At 44.0% G+C, this 17,353-nt stretch carries 12 protein-coding genes and 2 pseudogenes; 6 read left to right on the top strand and 8 right to left on the bottom strand.

Annotated features, from left to right (window positions below; all coding sequences use genetic code 11):
• The first annotated feature begins 46 nt into the window (after positions 1-46).
• Entirely contained in the window at positions 47-1,117 is a 1,071-nt protein-coding gene (gene leuB, locus DW083_RS19150; protein WP_122333506.1) for a 3-isopropylmalate dehydrogenase, read from the top strand.
• Between the two features lie 50 nt (positions 1,118-1,167).
• Here leuB and DW083_RS19145 read toward each other — a convergent pair whose 3' ends face one another.
• Positions 1,168-1,989 (bottom strand): tetratricopeptide repeat protein, encoded by an 822-nt coding sequence (locus DW083_RS19145; protein WP_122333505.1) that lies wholly within the window; start codon positions 1,987-1,989, stop codon positions 1,168-1,170.
• 221 nt (positions 1,990-2,210) lie between these two features.
• Here DW083_RS19145 and DW083_RS19140 point away from each other — a divergent pair, with 221 nt between their 5' ends.
• Positions 2,211-2,993 carry a mechanosensitive ion channel family protein gene (locus tag DW083_RS19140; RefSeq protein ID WP_233547782.1) on the top strand — a complete coding sequence of 261 codons (783 nt, stop codon included), beginning with the start codon at positions 2,211-2,213 and terminating at the stop codon, positions 2,991-2,993.
• A 375-nt stretch (positions 2,994-3,368) separates the two neighbouring features.
• A complete protein-coding gene (locus DW083_RS19135) occupies positions 3,369-5,870 on the top strand; it encodes a DUF6383 domain-containing protein (RefSeq protein ID WP_122333504.1) in 2,502 nt (833 codons plus the stop codon).
• Positions 5,871-5,952: 82 nt separating this feature from the next.
• Here DW083_RS19135 and DW083_RS19130 read toward each other — a convergent pair whose 3' ends face one another.
• Both DW083_RS19130 and ddlA read right to left on the bottom strand, forming a co-directional pair.
• Positions 5,953-6,783, bottom strand: coding sequence for a hypothetical protein (locus tag DW083_RS19130; RefSeq protein ID WP_115500117.1), 831 nt, complete (start codon positions 6,781-6,783; stop codon positions 5,953-5,955).
• 85 nt (positions 6,784-6,868) lie between these two features.
• Positions 6,869-7,957 carry a D-alanine--D-alanine ligase gene (gene ddlA, locus DW083_RS19125; RefSeq protein ID WP_122333503.1) on the bottom strand — a complete coding sequence of 363 codons (1,089 nt, stop codon included), beginning with the start codon at positions 7,955-7,957 and terminating at the stop codon, positions 6,869-6,871.
• Positions 7,958-8,067: 110 nt separating this feature from the next.
• Here ddlA and DW083_RS19120 point away from each other — a divergent pair, with 110 nt between their 5' ends.
• Complete coding sequence (locus DW083_RS19120) at positions 8,068-9,501, top strand: CCA tRNA nucleotidyltransferase (protein ID WP_122333502.1); 1,434 nt, start codon at positions 8,068-8,070, stop codon at positions 9,499-9,501.
• A gap of 585 nt (positions 9,502-10,086) precedes the next feature.
• Here DW083_RS19120 and DW083_RS19110 read toward each other — a convergent pair.
• Entirely contained in the window at positions 10,087-12,303 is a 2,217-nt protein-coding gene (locus tag DW083_RS19110) for a bifunctional (p)ppGpp synthetase/guanosine-3',5'-bis(diphosphate) 3'-pyrophosphohydrolase (RefSeq protein ID WP_122333501.1), read from the bottom strand.
• A gap of 174 nt (positions 12,304-12,477) precedes the next feature.
• Here DW083_RS19110 and DW083_RS19105 point away from each other — a divergent pair.
• Positions 12,478-13,997, top strand: a pseudogene (locus DW083_RS19105) (DUF4301 family protein).
• Positions 13,998-14,168: 171 nt separating this feature from the next.
• On the opposite strand, the gene DW083_RS19100 reads toward DW083_RS19105, so the two are convergent.
• The 3 genes from DW083_RS19100 to DW083_RS19090 all read right to left on the bottom strand — a co-directional run bounded on the left by DW083_RS19100 (position 14,169) and on the right by DW083_RS19090 (position 16,136).
• Positions 14,169-14,534 carry a hypothetical protein gene (locus DW083_RS19100; RefSeq protein WP_147382169.1) on the bottom strand — a complete coding sequence of 122 codons (366 nt, stop codon included), beginning with the start codon at positions 14,532-14,534 and terminating at the stop codon, positions 14,169-14,171.
• The gene (locus tag DW083_RS19095; RefSeq protein ID WP_122333499.1) at positions 14,482-15,501 is read right to left on the bottom strand and encodes a hypothetical protein; all 1,020 of its coding nucleotides are present in this window, start codon (positions 15,499-15,501) and stop codon (positions 14,482-14,484) included. Before DW083_RS19095 ends, DW083_RS19100 begins: the two co-directional genes overlap by 53 nt.
• A 125-nt stretch (positions 15,502-15,626) precedes the next feature.
• Positions 15,627-16,136: a hypothetical protein gene (locus DW083_RS19090; protein WP_122333498.1), complete on the bottom strand. Its 510-nt coding sequence runs from the start codon at positions 16,134-16,136 to the stop codon at positions 15,627-15,629.
• Positions 16,137-16,290: 154 nt separating this feature from the next.
• On the opposite strand from DW083_RS19090, the pseudogene DW083_RS19085 reads away from it, so the two are divergent.
• Positions 16,291-16,490, top strand: a pseudogene (locus DW083_RS19085) (transposase); the annotation flags it as partial.
• An 18-nt stretch (positions 16,491-16,508) separates the two neighbouring features.
• On the opposite strand, the gene DW083_RS19080 reads toward DW083_RS19085, so the two are convergent.
• Positions 16,509-17,021, bottom strand: coding sequence for a ferritin-like domain-containing protein (locus DW083_RS19080; RefSeq protein ID WP_122333497.1), 513 nt, complete (start codon positions 17,019-17,021; stop codon positions 16,509-16,511).
• Positions 17,022-17,353: the final 332 nt, after the last annotated feature.

Genomic DNA, 17,353 nt, shown 5'->3' with positions numbered 1-17,353 from the left:
TTTTCATTGGCACATTGGCATATTCGCAAATTAATAAATTATTTATATGAAATTGAATATTGCACTGCTCCCCGGTGACGGAATCGGTCCCGAGATTATCGAGCAAGGAATGAAAGCCGTTAAGGCCATCTGCCAGAAATATGGCCATGACCTGAGTTACAAACAAGCGTTGGTAGGTGCCTGCGCGATCGACGCCGTAGGTAATCCTTATCCCGACGAAACGCACGAACTCTGTATGCAGAGCGATGCTGTTTATTTCGGCGCTATCGGCTCTCCTAAATATGATAACGATCCGTCTGCTAAAGTACGTCCCGAACAGGGACTGTTAGGGATGCGCAAGAAACTGGGCCTGTTTGCCAATATCCGCCCGGTTACGACATTCCCTTCATTGCTGCATAAATCTCCGCTGCGCGCCGAATTGGTGGAAGGTGCGGACTTTATGTGTATCCGTGAACTGACAGGCGGCATGTACTTCGGACGTCCGCAAGGCCGGAGCGAAGATGGAAATACGGCCTATGATACTTGTGTTTACAGCCGTGAGGAAATCGACCGTATCGTTCGTTTGGCTTATCAGTATGCGCAGAAACGCCGTAAGAAAGTGACGGTTGTGGATAAGGCGAATGTTTTGGCTACTTCCCGCTTGTGGCGTCAGGTCGCACAGGAGATCGCAAAGGAATATCCGGATGTGGAAACCGAATTTATGTTTGTCGACAATGCTGCCATGCGGTTGGTTCAGTGGCCGAAGAGCTTCGATGTGATGGTTACGGAAAACATGTTCGGAGACATTCTGACGGATGAGGCTTCGGTTATCACCGGCTCGTTAGGTATGCTGCCTTCCGCTTCTATCGGCGTCCATACTTCCGTATTCGAACCGATTCATGGTTCATGGCCGCAGGCTGCCGGAAAGAACATTGCCAATCCGTTGGCTACTATCCTGAGTGGAGCTTTGATGCTTGAATATGCTTTCAACCTGATGGAAGAAGGTGCTTTGATTCGTGAAGCGGTTGCTGCCTCCATGGATGCAGGTTTCGTTACCGAAGATATCGCCGACGGTGCAAAATCCTATACAACAAGCGAAGTCGGCGACTGGATTGCCGACTATATCGCAAAGAAATAAGAATTTTCTATTGGACGCAGATTTCTCAGAGTCTGCGTCCTTTTTATTTATTACTTGGCAAGTTTCATTAACTCCTTGATTACCTCTTTATCATATCCCATCGATTCGGCTTTCTTAAAGTCGATGGCTGCCCGTTCCTTTTCGTACTGTGCCAATTTAATCTTGCCTCTCAGCACGTAGAGAGCTGCACTCGGTTCGCTTTCAGTAAATACTTTTTCGATGTCCGCCATGGCACGTGCATTCTTTCCCATCATAAAATACAGGTCTGCCCGTCCTTCGTACAGGACCCAATCGCGAGGCATTTCACCGATCAGGTAATTGAAAATCCGTTCGCTTTCGGTATAGTTGCCACGCATCTTTTCCAGAATAGCATGACCAAGACGGGCACGGACGGATTTTTCGTTTATCTGTAGAATCTTGTCGAAGTCCTGTTCCGCCCACATGTAATTCTTCTGTTGGATATAGAGTAATCCGCGGCAATAAAGCGCTTCTTGATGCTCGGGATTTTCAATCAGCAACGTGTTGTAGTCGTTCAAAGCCTTTTCTGTTTCGCCTAATTCCGTATAGAGGGATGCCCGGTTTTCCAGAATGGTGATGTTATTGGTATGGCCGCTCAATGCGGAGGTATAGGATATGAGTGCATCCTCCAACTTTCCCTGCCGGCGCTGTATAGTACCTAAGTTGGTGAGCAAGGCGTAATTCAGCGGGTTTGCCGGTTCTTTGCGCATAGCGGCTTTGAGACTTTCTTCTGCGGATACCAAATCATTTTTGTCGACAAAATCATAGCTTTTCTCAATCAGCTCTTCATAAGACTGTGCAAAGCTGTTTCCCATAAACAGGAACAAACCTATAATAATCAAGAAAGTCCTCATTCTCTATTGTTTATATCAGTTATTCGATCGGATGCAAAACTACATAATAAAATCGGTTTCTTCGTCTGAATAAAAAAACTTTATACCTTTGCTACAAATTCTAATACTTTTTGAACGTTTGATTGTTGTATGAATAGTAAGAAATTCAATAAATATAAATAATTATGATTTTAGCAGCCATTGACTTTTCACATGGAGTGGAAGGTATTTTAAATTCCCTGATGACCCAAGGGGCGGCATTAGGATGGACGCTGATTAAGGCGTTTTTAGTTTTTATAGTCGGACGACTACTGATTAATCTGGTGAATAAACTGATTAAAAGAGTCTTATTGAAGCGCGATATCGAGCCTTCGGTAAAGAGTTTTGTCGGGAGTCTGGTGAATGTCGTACTGACTATTTTATTGATAATCTCGGTTGTCGGGGCTTTAGGTGTTCAGACGACTTCGTTTGCAGCTTTGCTTGCGTCTGCCGGTGTCGCTGTCGGTATGGCTTTAAGCGGTAACCTGGCCAACTTCGCGGGAGGATTGATTATTCTTCTGTTCAAGCCTTTTAAAGTCGGAGATTATATCGAGGCGCAAGGGATAGGAGGGACTGTCAAAGAGATACAGATCTTCCACACTATATTGACGACGCCGGACAATAAAACGGTTTATATCCCGAATGGTTCGTTGAGCAGTGGAGCGGTTACGAACTTCAGCCGGCAGGATACCCGTCGCGTCGATTGGACATTCGGTGTCGATTATGGGGAAGACTATAATAAAGTAAAACAGGTGATTGAAACGATCCTTTCACGTGATTCCCGCGTTTTGACTGATCCGGCACCTTTTGTTGCTTTGCACGCTTTGGCAGATAGCAGTGTGAATGTTGTCGTTCGTGTGTGGGTGAAAAGCTCGGATTACTGGGATGTTTATTTCGGGATAAATCAGGCAGTTTATGAGACATTCAATGCCGAAGGTATCAACTTCCCATTCCCGCAACTTACTGTACATCGGGCTAATAACTGATTTGTCCTTAAAAGAAAAGGATTTGTTCAATAATCGATAGGTTTGGTTCGGTGTCTTCAGGGAAGACGCAATTTTAAACAAAAAGATTTATCTTTGTCAATCAATAAAAAAGAAAGCAATCATTAATGATTTAATGAATACAAGATATTTAGAACTTTATTTCATTGCTTTAGTATTATTATTTGATTATAAGAGAAAAACAATTCCTGGCCCGTCATTCCGATGACGGGCTTTTTTTATTTATAGCATGAATAATCGTGTTTTTGTACAGTATGTCCTATGATAAGTATCTTTTGGCTTTTATTATAAGCTTATGAAACTGAAGTTTTATATCTTTGTCACTGTTAAGTAATTGAATGATTAAACAATTTGCATATGAATAAACATTTTACACTTTTAGCTGCGGCTTTGATGACAGTAGGAACTTTTACTGCGGCGAATGCGGCAGATGATAATCCAAGTAAAGATTGGACTGCTGGTAATTATTATTACTTGAAAAATGGTAATGATAAGTATTTGTCGCTGGATGGAAATAAGTCTGATTCTGTTGTCGTAAAAACAATCCCTTCATTTGTTGATGTAAATAAAGCAGCTCGTGATTCTGCTTTATGGGAAATTACAGGAATAAATGAAACGGCAGGAACTGTTTATCAGTTTAAAAATAAAAAAACGAATGCTGTTTTGTCATTTGCTGCATCTCAAGAGGCTAAACCGGTTTTAGCGGCAGGTGTGGATAAATGGACGTTTACAGATGGAGGAGGTTTAAGTGCTTCACTAAGTGACGGCAGTAAAATGATATTAGCTTTAAATGATGATGGCAGTGTTGCTTTTACTGGGGAAGCTTTGGACCTGACAGTCACTGAGCCTGACACAATGACCATGACTCCACAAGATCTTGGTGATGGCTTCAGCACATTCCAACTAATATTTGATGATAAATATGAAGGAAATATCTTTACTGGCAAAGATTTGATTGCCAATTCTGTAGGGAATAACGGTTTTATGACTCTACAAGTGAAAGGTGATGAAGCCTATTCAAATGGAGTAAAGAAGTTTTTAGGTGTTGATACACTCAAAACAACAATTAACAATCAGCAGAATGTGTTTGGTGCAGGGTTCGCTTTGGATTCAACTCGCAAAGTTTTGCGTCCGAATGAACTTTGTCAGCATTTTAAATTTGTTGTTAATTTGCAGAATGATTCAATTGCTATGTTTGTAGCAGGTGCTCCTGATTTTGAAGACGATTTAAAAGTTAAAGAAGCAGAGGGTGATACAGTTCGTGTTGTTTATGCTCAAACCGGTAATACCAAGGTTTTAACTGTTTCTAAGTTTGGAGCAAATGCCCAGCCTATACAGGGAAAACTTCCTATGATTGGAGTCGCAAAGGGCACTCCTGTTACGATTCCGACAGGTTCCGGCGTTTATTTCTTGAAGAAAGGAAGTAAGGGTGCCGACAATGGCAAGTATTATGTTGCAAAGAAGGCCTTTATGGGAGGTGACAGTGTTCCGTCGGTCAATCAAGTGAGAGGGCAATGGTATATTAAAGAAAACAATGGCAAATATTCTATTGTGGACCGTGAGTCGGATTCTGACCTGATTTTAGATAAGGAAGTGTTCGCAGTGCAAGGGATGGAGGACACTTACTTGATTGGAAGCGATTCCATCACAGTTGAACAGATGAATGTTGATCTGAAGAACAAATATTTAGGTTCGTTTGTCGCATCCGAACAGGATTTGGTGAATAAGGGATATTACCTGAGCCTCTTTTCCGCAACTCCTGGTGTACCGGAACTGTTTATGTATGCAAGCGATTCTATATTGAAGGGTAGTGCAGTAGATATGCAGCTCTTTAAATTGTTCCCGATGAAACCTGTAAAAGTGGCAGGAGCCAAACAATTGGGAGATACTGTTTCGGTGATTCCTTATCAATTGGGAGGTTATTTCCTGGATGGTAAAGTGGCTAAAGACGAAGAAAAGGATGTATTGAAGTTCTCGACGACATCAACTCCTCTTTCTTTCCGTTTCCTGTCTGATGCCAACGGACAATTCTATTCAATGGCAACCGATGCTGACAACAAGTATGTAGGAATTGATGTCAACACTTCCAACCTGCAATTGACGAGCACTAAGACAATTGTGAATATAGCACCTGTAGATGCGCCCGAATATGCAACATTTGAAGCCGGACATAAGCGATTGGTTTCTGATGGTAATTCTTTGGTCATGAATCCGCTTAATCTTTTTGCACAGATGAAAACGGAAACTAGTGAGATCACGAAAGCTACTTACGAAAAAGATAATTTCAGTTTGTGGGTTGAACCGGATACGATGGTTGCCGGCAAGCAACTCTATCTCATCTCTTCAGGTAGCGAGACAGGAACACGCTATTATATGTCGGTAAAAGATACTTCTTTCACAGGGATAGACTATGATAAGTATGCGATGTTCGTAGAGGATAATGACACAATCAAGACAATGAAAGACAGTCCGGCTTTATTTGCTTTCAAAGTTAATGAGCATGGCGGATATCTCTTGGAAAACTACAAGGAATTGAAGAATGAGGGCAAGCCGTATGTTGGCATAGTGAATGGATTTGTAGTATTGGAAAAATTCCCGCACGTAGCATTCGAAGTTGAAACTGCTTCCGCTCCGACTCCTAATGAAGAAATAAACGTTTCTGAAATTAAGGTAATCAGCAGTGACGGCCAGGTAATCGTAACGAATGCTTCCGGCAAAAAGATTATGCTGTCCAATATCCTGGGTCAGACAATCGGTGTTCGCAGAGCAAGTTCCGAATACTTCTCTATGCCGGCAACATCAGGCATTGTACTGGTAACAGTGGAAGGTGATACCACTTATAAAGTAATTGTAAAGTAAAGAATTATAATCCGATAATAGAAAAGGCGGCTTCCGGTAACGGGAGCCGCCTTTCTTTATGGCTATGATAGAACGGGAACTCTTATTCCCCGCCCGAAAGTTTCTTTTCCAGATATGCCAGTTTTTTGATCGCCTTTTCCTTCTCTTTCGTCAGTTTCTCAATGTCGCTTAATACTGTTGCCAGTTCATAAGTCGAAGCAATTGCTTTCTTATCGGCATCGGCTATATAGAGAACATAAGGTTTGCCGCCGGTATATTCCACTTTGATACGCTCTTTCTGGTTGGCAAAGATGAACTTGACAGCATCTTCACATTTCTCTCCCTGATAGGTGACAACTTCCGTTGTATTTCCCAAATCCTTGAATCGGTAGTTCAAACCACCGTCATAAGGGATAGCGGGAGTTTCGGCGAAAAGTCCGTCCTTCGTACTCAGCTTGATGCCAGTATGGTTGAGCGGGTTGGCTCCGAAATAGACGCTTGCCAGATACATTTCGCCTTTCTCGTTTACACCCGAACGGATGTAACAGCGTTGGATGTTACGTTCGATAGTCTGCTGTTTGGAGACGTAGTTGCCGATCTCGTTGTAGGCGGAGTCTTTCTCCAGGTTGAAGCCTTTCTTCAGACCTTCCAACTCCTGTTGCCGGATCGGAATCAGACTGTCGCAAAAGGCCAGGTTGCGCTCCGCCTCTTTTTGTTCCACCTGGCGCATCAAGGTCAGACCTTCGCGGATAACCTTGAATTCTTTCGGATACAGGATGCGGATACTGTCTATCTCGCTCTTGGCGGCAAAGAGTTCGTTCCGTTCATACATATTCCGGGCACTGTCCAGCCGTGCCTGTGCTTTCTTTTCGTCATTGCTGCAACCGGTCAGTGTTACGGCTGCAAGTGCTATACAGATTGCTGACTTCTTCATTATGATAAATCTTAATTGTCTATTTCTTATTCTCTTAATCCGTTTCAAAAGTAGACATAAAAACTGAAAAAGAGTAGATTCGATCTTACATTTCTATCGATAGGCTGCAATCACGGCTGTGTCTTTGCTGAGCTAATGAGATCAGTTCTGTTATCAGATTTGTATATGAAATGCCGGTTTGTTCCCAGAGCTTCGGATACATGCTGATTTCAGTGAATCCGGGCAAAGTGTTGATCTCGTTCAATACGAACTTATTATCCTTTGTAAGGAAGAAGTCGACTCGTGACATCCCTTCGCAACAAATTGTTTCGCAGGCTTTTATTGCGCATTCTCTGATCTCATTGGAAAGAGCTTCGTCTATCTCGGCGGGTATTTGCAGTCTGGCTCCGGACGAACTTATATATTTGGCGTCATAAGAATAGAAATCTTTAGTCGCTACAATCTCTCCGACAACAGATGCGCGCAATTGTTCGTTGCCTAAAACGGCACATTCGATTTCCTTTCCTATAATGGCCTCTTCTATCAGGATTTTATTATCATATTGAAAAGCTGTCGATAAAGCTGCCTTGAACTCATTTTCGTCCGTTACTTTGCTTACTCCTACCGAAGAACCTGCGTTTGCCGGCTTGATGAAAAGGGGAAGTCCTAACGTGGATGTGATTTCAGTAAATGAATGTTCAAGAGGTTTATGTCTATATAATGTATAGGAGTTGGCGACAGGGATACCGAACGCTTTCAGCAGGCGTTTCGCTACATCCTTGTCCATTGCTATGGCAGAACCTAATACATCGGGACCGACAAAAGGAATATTCATGGATTTGAGTAATCCTTGCAAGGTCCCGTCTTCTCCATTTGTTCCGTGTATGATTGGAAATGCAAGATGAAAACCGGTTAGGATAGTGTTGGCTTCGAGGCTGACAACATGAATGGAATCATTGGCGGAATGAGACAGGTAAACTGGCGTTGCGTCTGTGAAATAATCATGATTGGCCAGGTCTATGTTCTCGGTTTCGTAACCGGTGTTATAGAACCAATTGCCGGCTTTGTCTATCCCGATCAATAATGGGGTGAACTTAGTCCTGTCGATGGCATTGAATATATTCGTTGCGGACTTTAATGAAACTTTATGTTCGGCTGATTTCCCTCCGAATATAATGGCTACTGTTGTGTTCATGTATGTATAAGTTATTTGTATCTAACGGGGCGCAAATATACTACTCTCCCCGCAAGAATTTGATTATCTTTGCAGGCAATTTATCGGAAAAGGATAAATAAATAGTATTTATGTATATAGAGCAAGAAGACATATTAAAACATATTTCAGCGAAGCCCTTCCGGTTGGTTTCGGAAGCGGCGGACGAGTTAGGGGTTGAGGCTTATGTGATAGGCGGCTATGTGCGGGATATTTTTCTGCGCCGTCCGTCCAAAGACATCGATGTTGTAGCCGTAGGCAGCGGTATTGAACTGGCAAAAGTAGTGGCCAGGAAGTTGGGACGCGGCGCCCACCTTTCCGTATTCAAGAATTTCGGCACGGCACAGGTGAAAGCCGGCGATCTGGAACTGGAGTTTGTCGGTGCACGCAAAGAGTCTTATACACACGATAGCCGCAAACCGGTTGTCGAAGACGGTACGCTCGAGGACGACCAGAACCGCCGTGACTTTACGATCAACGCCTTGGCCCTTTGCCTGAACAAAGACCGCTACGGCGAGCTTGTCGATCCGTTCGACGGACTGACCGATATGGATAACCTGCTGATACGCACGCCGCTCGACCCGGATATTACGTTCAGCGACGACCCGTTGCGCATGATGCGTGCCGTCCGGTTCGCCACCCAGTTAGGCTTTTTTATCGATCCCGACACGTTTGATGCGATCGAGCGTAACAAGGAGCGTATCTCTATCATCTCCAAGGAGCGCATTGTGGATGAATTGAATAAGATCGTCCTCTCGCCCAAGCCCTCTGTCGGCTTTGACCTGCTGGACCGTTGCGGCTTGTTGCCTTTGATTTTTCCGGAACTTTGCGCCCTGAAAGGAGTGGAGACGAAAGAAGGCATCGGGCATAAAGACAACTTCGCTCACACGCTGATGGTGCTCGACCGCCTGAGCAAGACGACCGATAACCTGTGGCTCCGCTGGAGTGCGCTTTTCCATGACATCGCCAAACCGGCGACGAAACGTTTCGACCCGCGTTTAGGCTGGACGTTCCACAACCATAATTTCATCGGGGAAAAGATGATTCCCGGTATCTTCCGCAAGATGAAGTTGCCGATGAACGAGAAGATGAAGTATGTTCAGAAGATGGTCAGTCTGCACATGCGTCCGATTGCCTTGTCGGACGACGAAGTGACGGATTCCGCTATCCGCCGCCTTCTGTTTGATGCGGGAGACGACATAGACGACTTGATGAAGCTCTGCGAAGCCGATATCACCAGCAAGAACCCCGAAAAGGTGCGCCGCTTCCTTGCCAACTTCCAGAAAGTCCGCAGCAAGCTCGCCGAGATCGAAGAGAAAGACCGCGTCCGCAATTTCCAGCCGCCTGTAACAGGAGAGGAGATCATGGAAACTTTCGGCCTGCCGCCTTCGCAGCCGGTCGGTGTGCTGAAAGAAGCGATCAAGAACGCGATCCTCGACGGCGTGATCCCCAACGAACACGAAGCCGCCCATGCCTTTATGCTACAGAGGGCGGAGAAGATGGGACTTAAACCGGTTGGGAAGTGAGGGCAAAGCCTTTGATAATGTATTCGCGAAGCCTTTGTGTGGCCTAGGTACGGAACTGTGTGCCTTGTTGAGTAGTTGTTCGGAATTTCCGAACAACTGCATCAGGATTTAGTTCTCCCTCTTCAAAGATATGTTTAATGTGTTTGCTTATTGTCGCTTTGGATTTCCCGAACAACGTGCAGAGCTGTGCTTGTGTCAGCCATACGGTTTCCTGTTTCATCCTTATATTTTAACTCATCCATCACATTCCATTACCTCTTTTCTGATATACAATTAATCGTCCGCCGCCCAGTGAACGATCGTCCGCTTGGCGGTGAACGATCGTCCGGCGGCAAGCGAACGATCGTTCGGCGCCAAGCGGACAACTTGCGGACAACATAGAAAGTGCTAAAGGATAGAAGTGAAAGAGCTAAGATGCAAGGATGAAAAAGTTAACAGATAGGAGGATAGAAACGCTTGTTCCCGCGCTTGACGCGGGATCGCAGTAGAACCGGCAGTATAAATAGCTGATTGATAGGGATAGTCTCTTTGCGATCCCGCGTCAAGCGCGGGAACTGGTAGTTGAAATGGTTGTGGGGAAAAGTGTCAAGAGTTCAATCTCTCCACCGTTTTCACCCCCTTTACAGCATTGATCTTCTTGGTGAGCATGTTCAGCGTCGTAGTGTCGCGCACTGTGACGGTGAAGTTGCCTTGGAAGATGCCGTCTACCGAGTCGATGTTGAGGGAGCGGAGCGAGACGCCGGCTTCTTTGCTGATGACGGACGTGATGTTGGTGACAATTGCGATGTCGTCACGGCCGATCACGCGGAGCGTTACGATGTAGCCATTATCTCCCTTGCCGCTCCATTTCGCCTGAATGATGCGGTAGCCGAAGCGGCTGAACATCTCCTGTGCGTTCGGGCAGTCCATGCGATGTATTTTGATGCCTTGCGTGGAGACGAAACCGAAGACTTCGTCCCCGTAGATCGGGTTGCAGCATTTCGCCAGTTTGTATTCGATGCCCGTCAGGTTTTTGTCGATCACCAGGACATCCTTGTTAGAGGCGATCTCTTCCGCTTCGGTTGTCGTGATGTATTCTTCGGCGCTCCGGACTTCGGTATGGTCGTTTATCTCCGTTTCGCGGCGGAGTTGTTCCAGGTATTCGTCGATCGCCTGGTTCGGGTCGAGGCGTTCTTCGGCAATCTCGACGTAGAAGTCGGTGACGGTCTTGAAACCTTTCTTCTTGATATAACGCATCAGGACTGGTTCGTCCATATCGATCTTCCGGTTCTTGAAGCGGCGTTGCAGCATCTCTTTGGCAAAGTCTACCGCTTTGGCCGTCTCTTCGCGGAGCGCCTGTTTGATCTTTACACGCGCTTTGGAAGTGACGACGATGTTCAGCCAGTCGCGTTTCGGCGTCTGGGTCGGCGCGGTGACGATGGAGACCGAGTCGCCGTTATTCAATACATATTTAATAGGTACATTCTTCCCGTTTACCTTTGCCGAGACGCATTTGCAGCCTAACTTGGTATGGATGGCAAAAGCGAAGTCGAGCACAGTCGCCCCTTTGGCTAACTTAATCAGTTCGCCGGTCGGGGTGAAGACATATATTTCGTCTTTGTAGAGGTCCATCTTGAAGTCCTGCATCAGGTCGAGCGGATTATTCTCCTTCGTCTCCAATGCGGCACGGACGGTGTTCAGAAATTCGTCCAGGCCGTTCTCCTCTTTCACGCCTTTATATTTCCAGTGGGCAGCCAGGCCGCGTTCGGCGATCTCGTCCATGCGGCGGGTACGGATCTGCACTTCCACCCATTTGTTCTGCGGGCCCATGACGGTGATGTGCAAGCTCTCGTAGCCGTTTGTCTTCGGGATGGAGATCCAGTCCTTCATGCGCTTCGGGTTCGGCTGGTACATATCGGTGACGATGGAATAAACCTGCCAGCATTCCGAACGTTCCTTTTCAAGCGGCGTGTCGAGGATGATGCGGATGGCAAACAGGTCGTAGATGCCTTCGAACGGGATGTCCTGCTTCTTCAACTTGTTGTTGATGGAATGGATAGACTTGGTGCGCCCTTTGATGTCGAACCGGAGGCCGGCTTCCTGCAACTTCTTTTGGATCGGGGCGATGAACTCGGCGATGTAGGCGTCGCGCGAACGCTTCGTCTCGTTCAGCTTCCGTTTGATAAAGTCGTATTGCTTGCGGTCGGTATATTTCAGCGACAAGTCTTCCAGTTCGCTCTTGATCGTATAAAGTCCTAAGCGGTGGGCAAGCGGCGCATACAGGTAAGACACTTCCGTCGCTAACCGTTTGCGGTCCTCGTCGTTCCTGAGCTGTTTGCCGAGGCGCATGAGGCAGAGGCGGTCGGCAATCATAATCAGGATCACGCGTACGTCTTCTGCAAACGAGAAGAGCAGCTTGTGGAAGTTCTCCGAGTCGACCGCCGTGTTGCGGGCGTAAAGGTCGGATGTTTTCAGCAGCCGCCTGATGATCAGGGCGACGTCGTCATCGAACGTATCCTTTACTTCGTCCAGCGTAATGATCTTTTTCAGCACCGGGCGGTAAAGCAGCAGGGCGATGACCGATGTGCGTTTCAGCCCGATCTCTACGGTGGCGATCAGTGCCGTGTCGATATTACGTAACAGGCCGTTAATGCCGTTTTTGTCTCGTCCGTAACAATCCAGGGCCACAACACGCTGCATCAGTTCCTTCATCTTACTCAGGTCTTCTTTTTGCAGGAAAGAGTATAGATGGCGTAGTAGTTGCTTATACTTGCAGAAAAACTGCTTTTTCTCCTCTTCGGTAAAGAACGGTTGTATATCCATAGTTGTCTGTCTTTTTACCGCCTTTTCGGGAGCGGTCCGTAAAACATACCGTAAAAGTAAGTTTTTCTGCGAATATCAGCGCAATTCTAATGGTATTTTTATACATTTGCGATATACAAAGTCCGGAAGGGCTTTGTCGCGTATCTGATTATTAACTCATTAAAACGATATACTATGTTAAACGCAAAAGACTTAGAGTTACTGGCAGCTAAAGGCATCAGCGAGCAACAGATCGAAGAGCAGTTGGCATGCTTCGTAAAAGGATTCCCGTTCCTGGAAATTACGGCTTCGGCCTCGGTGGAGAAAGGAATCATGGTGATCCCGCAGGAAAAACAGGCGACTTATATGGATGCTGGGATGCTTATCTGGCAAAGAATAAGAAGATTGTGAAGTTCGTGCCTGCATCCGGTGCGGCAAGCCGTATGTTCAAGAACCTGTATGAGTTCTTGTCTGCCGACTACAACGAGCCTCAGAATGCGTTTGAAAAGAAGTTCTTCGACGAAATCAAGAAATTCGCTTTCTATGATGCGTTGAATAAGGCTTGTATTCATAACGAAGTAAAAGATATTCCCGCTTTGATGGCGAACGGCGAGTATAAAACGATTGTCGCCACTTTATTGGAGCCGAAAGGGCTGAACTACGGACAACTCCCGAAAGGCTTGTTGCTTTTCCACTCTTATCCGCAGACTGCCCGCACGGCGATGGAGGAACATCTGGCGGAAGGGGCGATGTATGCCAAGAACAATGCCGGCGAGGTAAATATCCATTTCACGGTATCGCCGGAACACAAGGCGTTGTTCGAACAGTTGGTGGCTGACAAGACGGGCGATTACGAAGAGAAGTTCTCCGTAAAATACGATATCTCTTTCAGTGTCCAGAAACCGAGTACGGATACGGTTGCAGCCGATATGGAAAACAATCCGTTCCGCGACAAGAACGGCAATCTGTTGTTCCGTCCGGGCGGCCATGGGGCTTTGATTGAAAACCTGAATGATGTCGATGCAGACGTGGTGTTTGTGAAGAATATCGACAATGTCGTGCCGGACAGCTTCAAATGTTCGACTGTCATCTTCAAGAAGGTGATTGCCGGCGTGCTGGTTTCTTTGCAGGAACGTATCTTCAAATATCTGGAACTGATCGACAGCGGCAAGTATTCGCATGACCAGGTGGAAGAGATGATCCACTTCCTGCAGGAAGACTTGTGTGTAAGGAATCCGGAAACGAAGTTGCTGGAAGATGTCGAGTTGATTCTTTATATAAAGAGCAAACTGAACCGCCCGTTGCGTGTATGCGGTATGGTGAAGAATGTGGGTGAGCCCGGCGGTGGTCCGTTCCTGGCGGTAAATCAGGATGGAACTGTTTCCCTGCAAATCCTCGAAAGCTCGCAGGTCGACCTGAAAGATCCCGAAAAGAAGGCGATGTTCGAACAGGGCACGCACTTTAACCCCGTAGACCTGGTTTGTGCACTGAAGAACTATAAAGGCGAGAAATTCAACTTGCCGGATTATGTGGACAAGAACACGGGCTTTATCTCCTATAAGAGTAAGGACGGCCGCGAACTGAAAGCGTTGGAACTGCCCGGCCTGTGGAATGGCGCGATGAGTGACTGGAATACGGTCTTCGTTGAAGTCCCCATCGAAACTTTCAACCCGGTTAAGACGGTGAACGACTTGCTGCGTCAGGAACACCAATAATCAGTTGAAAATAAAAAGTAACCGTTAACGCCTTAGCGTGTCATAACGGCTTGACCTGTAACCTCGGACTAAACTGATTTCCAGTGATTAGAATGAGATGACGGGATGAGCTTGTCAGGACACGGTAAGGCGTTGATGTTTATTTAACGTGAGTTCGATATAAGACAGCGTTTAAATAGGAGTATCCCTGGGAATAGAGGTTTCTGGTGACCAATTCCACGGTTCCATAATTCCAGTCTGTTTATTGACGAAACGTTCATCCTGTTTTATCTGCTGAATTAGTTTGGTTAGATTCGGCAAGTTATAACAATCATTTGCTTCGATGTCTTTGAGTAATTCATGGTCGTCAAAAAAAGCACTCCAAAAACAATCTACAATTCCAATATTATATTTATCCAAATGGCCATAACCATTCTGCCCATTATATTTTTCATACAGAGGTTGAAGCGTATTGACTACATAAGCAATCATTTTATGACGTTCTTCAAGCGTCATACCTTCCAGCTGAGGATATTTTTTTTTGCTTCTTCTCTTCACGTTCAAGAATATATGCAATTTGTTCCACAAATGTACTTGCTTTTACAAAATAGTCACTATGATTTTCGTCAGATAACCGCTCTACAAAGCGTAGTATTCCTTCATGAATTTTGGGCTTTCCATAAATGTCACGTCCCATGAATTTATCTATTATAGACATATTGTCATCGTTCAATACTAATTCATTTATTTTATCATCCTTGTCATATCCAAAATTGAATAGCAAATCTTTCAATTCCTTTTCTTTCCCATTATTTAATAACCAGGCAAAACTAATCTTGTTGTCATTTAGCACATAATTATTCCAGTGATAATCAATAGAATCTCCGTAAACGTTTATATTATCTTTATTTGTATTCTCGTCCATTTCTATTAATAAAACAGATGGCATCTGCACAGTACATAGATTGAACTTCTTAAAAAAATACAGATGCTCTCTGTATGGATAAAACTCTTTGTTTAGTATATTGTCCTCGCTATCGATATTAGGCATTGGATTTAAAGCTACAATGTAGTCTTTATAGCTTATAAATTTGTTTTTATTCAAAGTATCAAGATGATTATAATCAATTCCAAAAACATATTTTATGCGTTCTACATATTCATTATCCGGTAAAAACTGATAGCCTTGCTGCTTCAATTTATAATATAGCATCATTCCTCCCAACGAAACATCATTAGACGTTGCTATTCCGGATAGGTTTACATATAGGCTACCTTCGTAATCATCTCCACTCATTATTTCATCCAAAGCATTCGCTAACTTATTATAACTCGACTTTACCTCCAGCCACTCTTTATCTGTCAATTTCATAGTCGTAAGCATAAGTGTGTCACTTCTTACGTCTTCAACTTGTTGCATCTTTTCTTTTGTAGAGACAACATCTTCTTTTGTTTTCTTCGCATTTTCACAACCCACAATAATAATGGCTATAAATAATAATTTGATAAAAGTTTGTCGTTTCATTTTTATTCATTTTTATTTCTTAATATTGCAGAGAGGAGTATTGAATATTTGCTCACTTTACAATCGTCCAATATCTTATTTATCATTTATAATAATATATGCATCCGTAGTTTAATGTTCTATCTTTATTCTTTTTTAATTAATCCAGAAAGTTTGGATATCGATATTGCATCCTTATCAACACCGGTAAGAGGAACTTTACAACGTTTATCAAAGAACTCGACATAAACTGTATCATTTATTATTCGCCATTCGAATAACAGAATGCGTTTATCAAAATGGTCGTATATAATATCCGAGCCATTTGCTTCTTCCCGATAGTCTTTATTAAGGATTATACTTCTTCTGAAAAAGCTTCGGCGATAGCCATCAGGATATTTTTTTATTGAGTCTAACCGGATAGTTCTATCATTGAAAGCAATGATACTATCTATAAGGGTTCGTTCATTTTTACATAAGTGATTATAAACTACATAATTTTCCTCTTTCTGTGTGGAGCTGGGGCCCATCCATATTTTACGTTCCCAGGCATCTATCGGCATTAAGTAAAATCTTACTGGCATAAAATAGAATCCCCAATAAATAGCTGTACATATAATCAGCGTACAAACCAATATATGCTTTGTTTTCTTCATAATATTCTATATGAACATCCTTTATGGATTCTGTTTAAACCGTATTTAGCTTGAGTAATTGTATAAAATGGATGCAAATGAAAGCATTTATGTCTAAATAAGCAAATATAATGTATTTAAATAGCAGCATATTATCTGGAATATGTGTGCAAGCATTTTATTAAGAAAGAGAGCTTTAATTGAAACGGTGAATGATGAACTCAAAAATATTGCCCAAATTGAACATTTCAAGCACAGGTCATTCAATATTTTATTGCAAATGTATTGTCTGCTATTGCGGCATATTGCTTCTTTGAAAAGAAACCCGCCATTGATGTGCAATTTGTCAATGACGGGCAGCTAAGATTATTCTAATATTATATCGAACTCACGTTATTTACCTGAGAGTGACTGTTTCATTCTTGCTATATCTCGCAGGTAATCTTGTAAATCCTGTTCATGTTCTTCTTCCATAGCCAGGATGTGTTTGGCTATATCGCAAGTCGTAAAGTCTTTGCCATCTGTAAATTCGGCAATCTCCTGATAACGTACGATCGCGCAACGTTCGGATGAAACATTCTGGTTTAACAGGTTGACAACATCGAAGTCGGTCGGGATGTCGTATTTGCATCTGGCCAGTTCAGACCATTTTTTCGGGTCTAATACAGGAACACCTTCCAGTTCGATAATGCGGTCTGCCAACAATTTAGCATGTCCCAATTCTTCTTTTGCGTGTTCTTCAAATTCTGCTTGAACGTTTGCACGCATGGCCCCTTCTGCGACCAGAGCACCGATCCAATATTGGTAATAAGCTAACCATTCTTCGGATAATGCTGCGTTCATCTGTATCAACAGGCTGTCTACGTCTAATTTGTCCTTAAGGATCTTAACACTTTCTTTTGCCATGATTGTAAAATTTAGTTTAGTATGTATAGCGCTTAAATGCTTTTTAGGAACAACTGGCAGATATATTTGTTCATTTCTTTTTTCTTATTCCTCTATCAATTATCCGGGGCTTATTGTAAAAATCTCCTTTTCGCCTCTCGCTCGGCCTCCAAAAGCGAACAAATGTTAATCCGCATTTTGGCCGTCAAAAAGGGACTTTTTCCTCTTTTTTGAGTGTTTTCCCCAATTACGACCGTCCTAATCGCCACCACGACCGTGCTAATGTGTAGTGCACTCGGCACCTCGCGAAGATTAGGACGGTCGTAATGGCGATTATGACCGTCCTAATTGGA

Origin of the sequence: Parabacteroides sp. AF48-14, from assembly GCF_003477465.1 — a bacterium.
Taxonomy (GTDB): Bacteria; Bacteroidota; Bacteroidia; order Bacteroidales; family Tannerellaceae; genus Parabacteroides; species Parabacteroides acidifaciens.
This window is presented reverse-complemented; position numbering and strand designations above follow the sequence as displayed.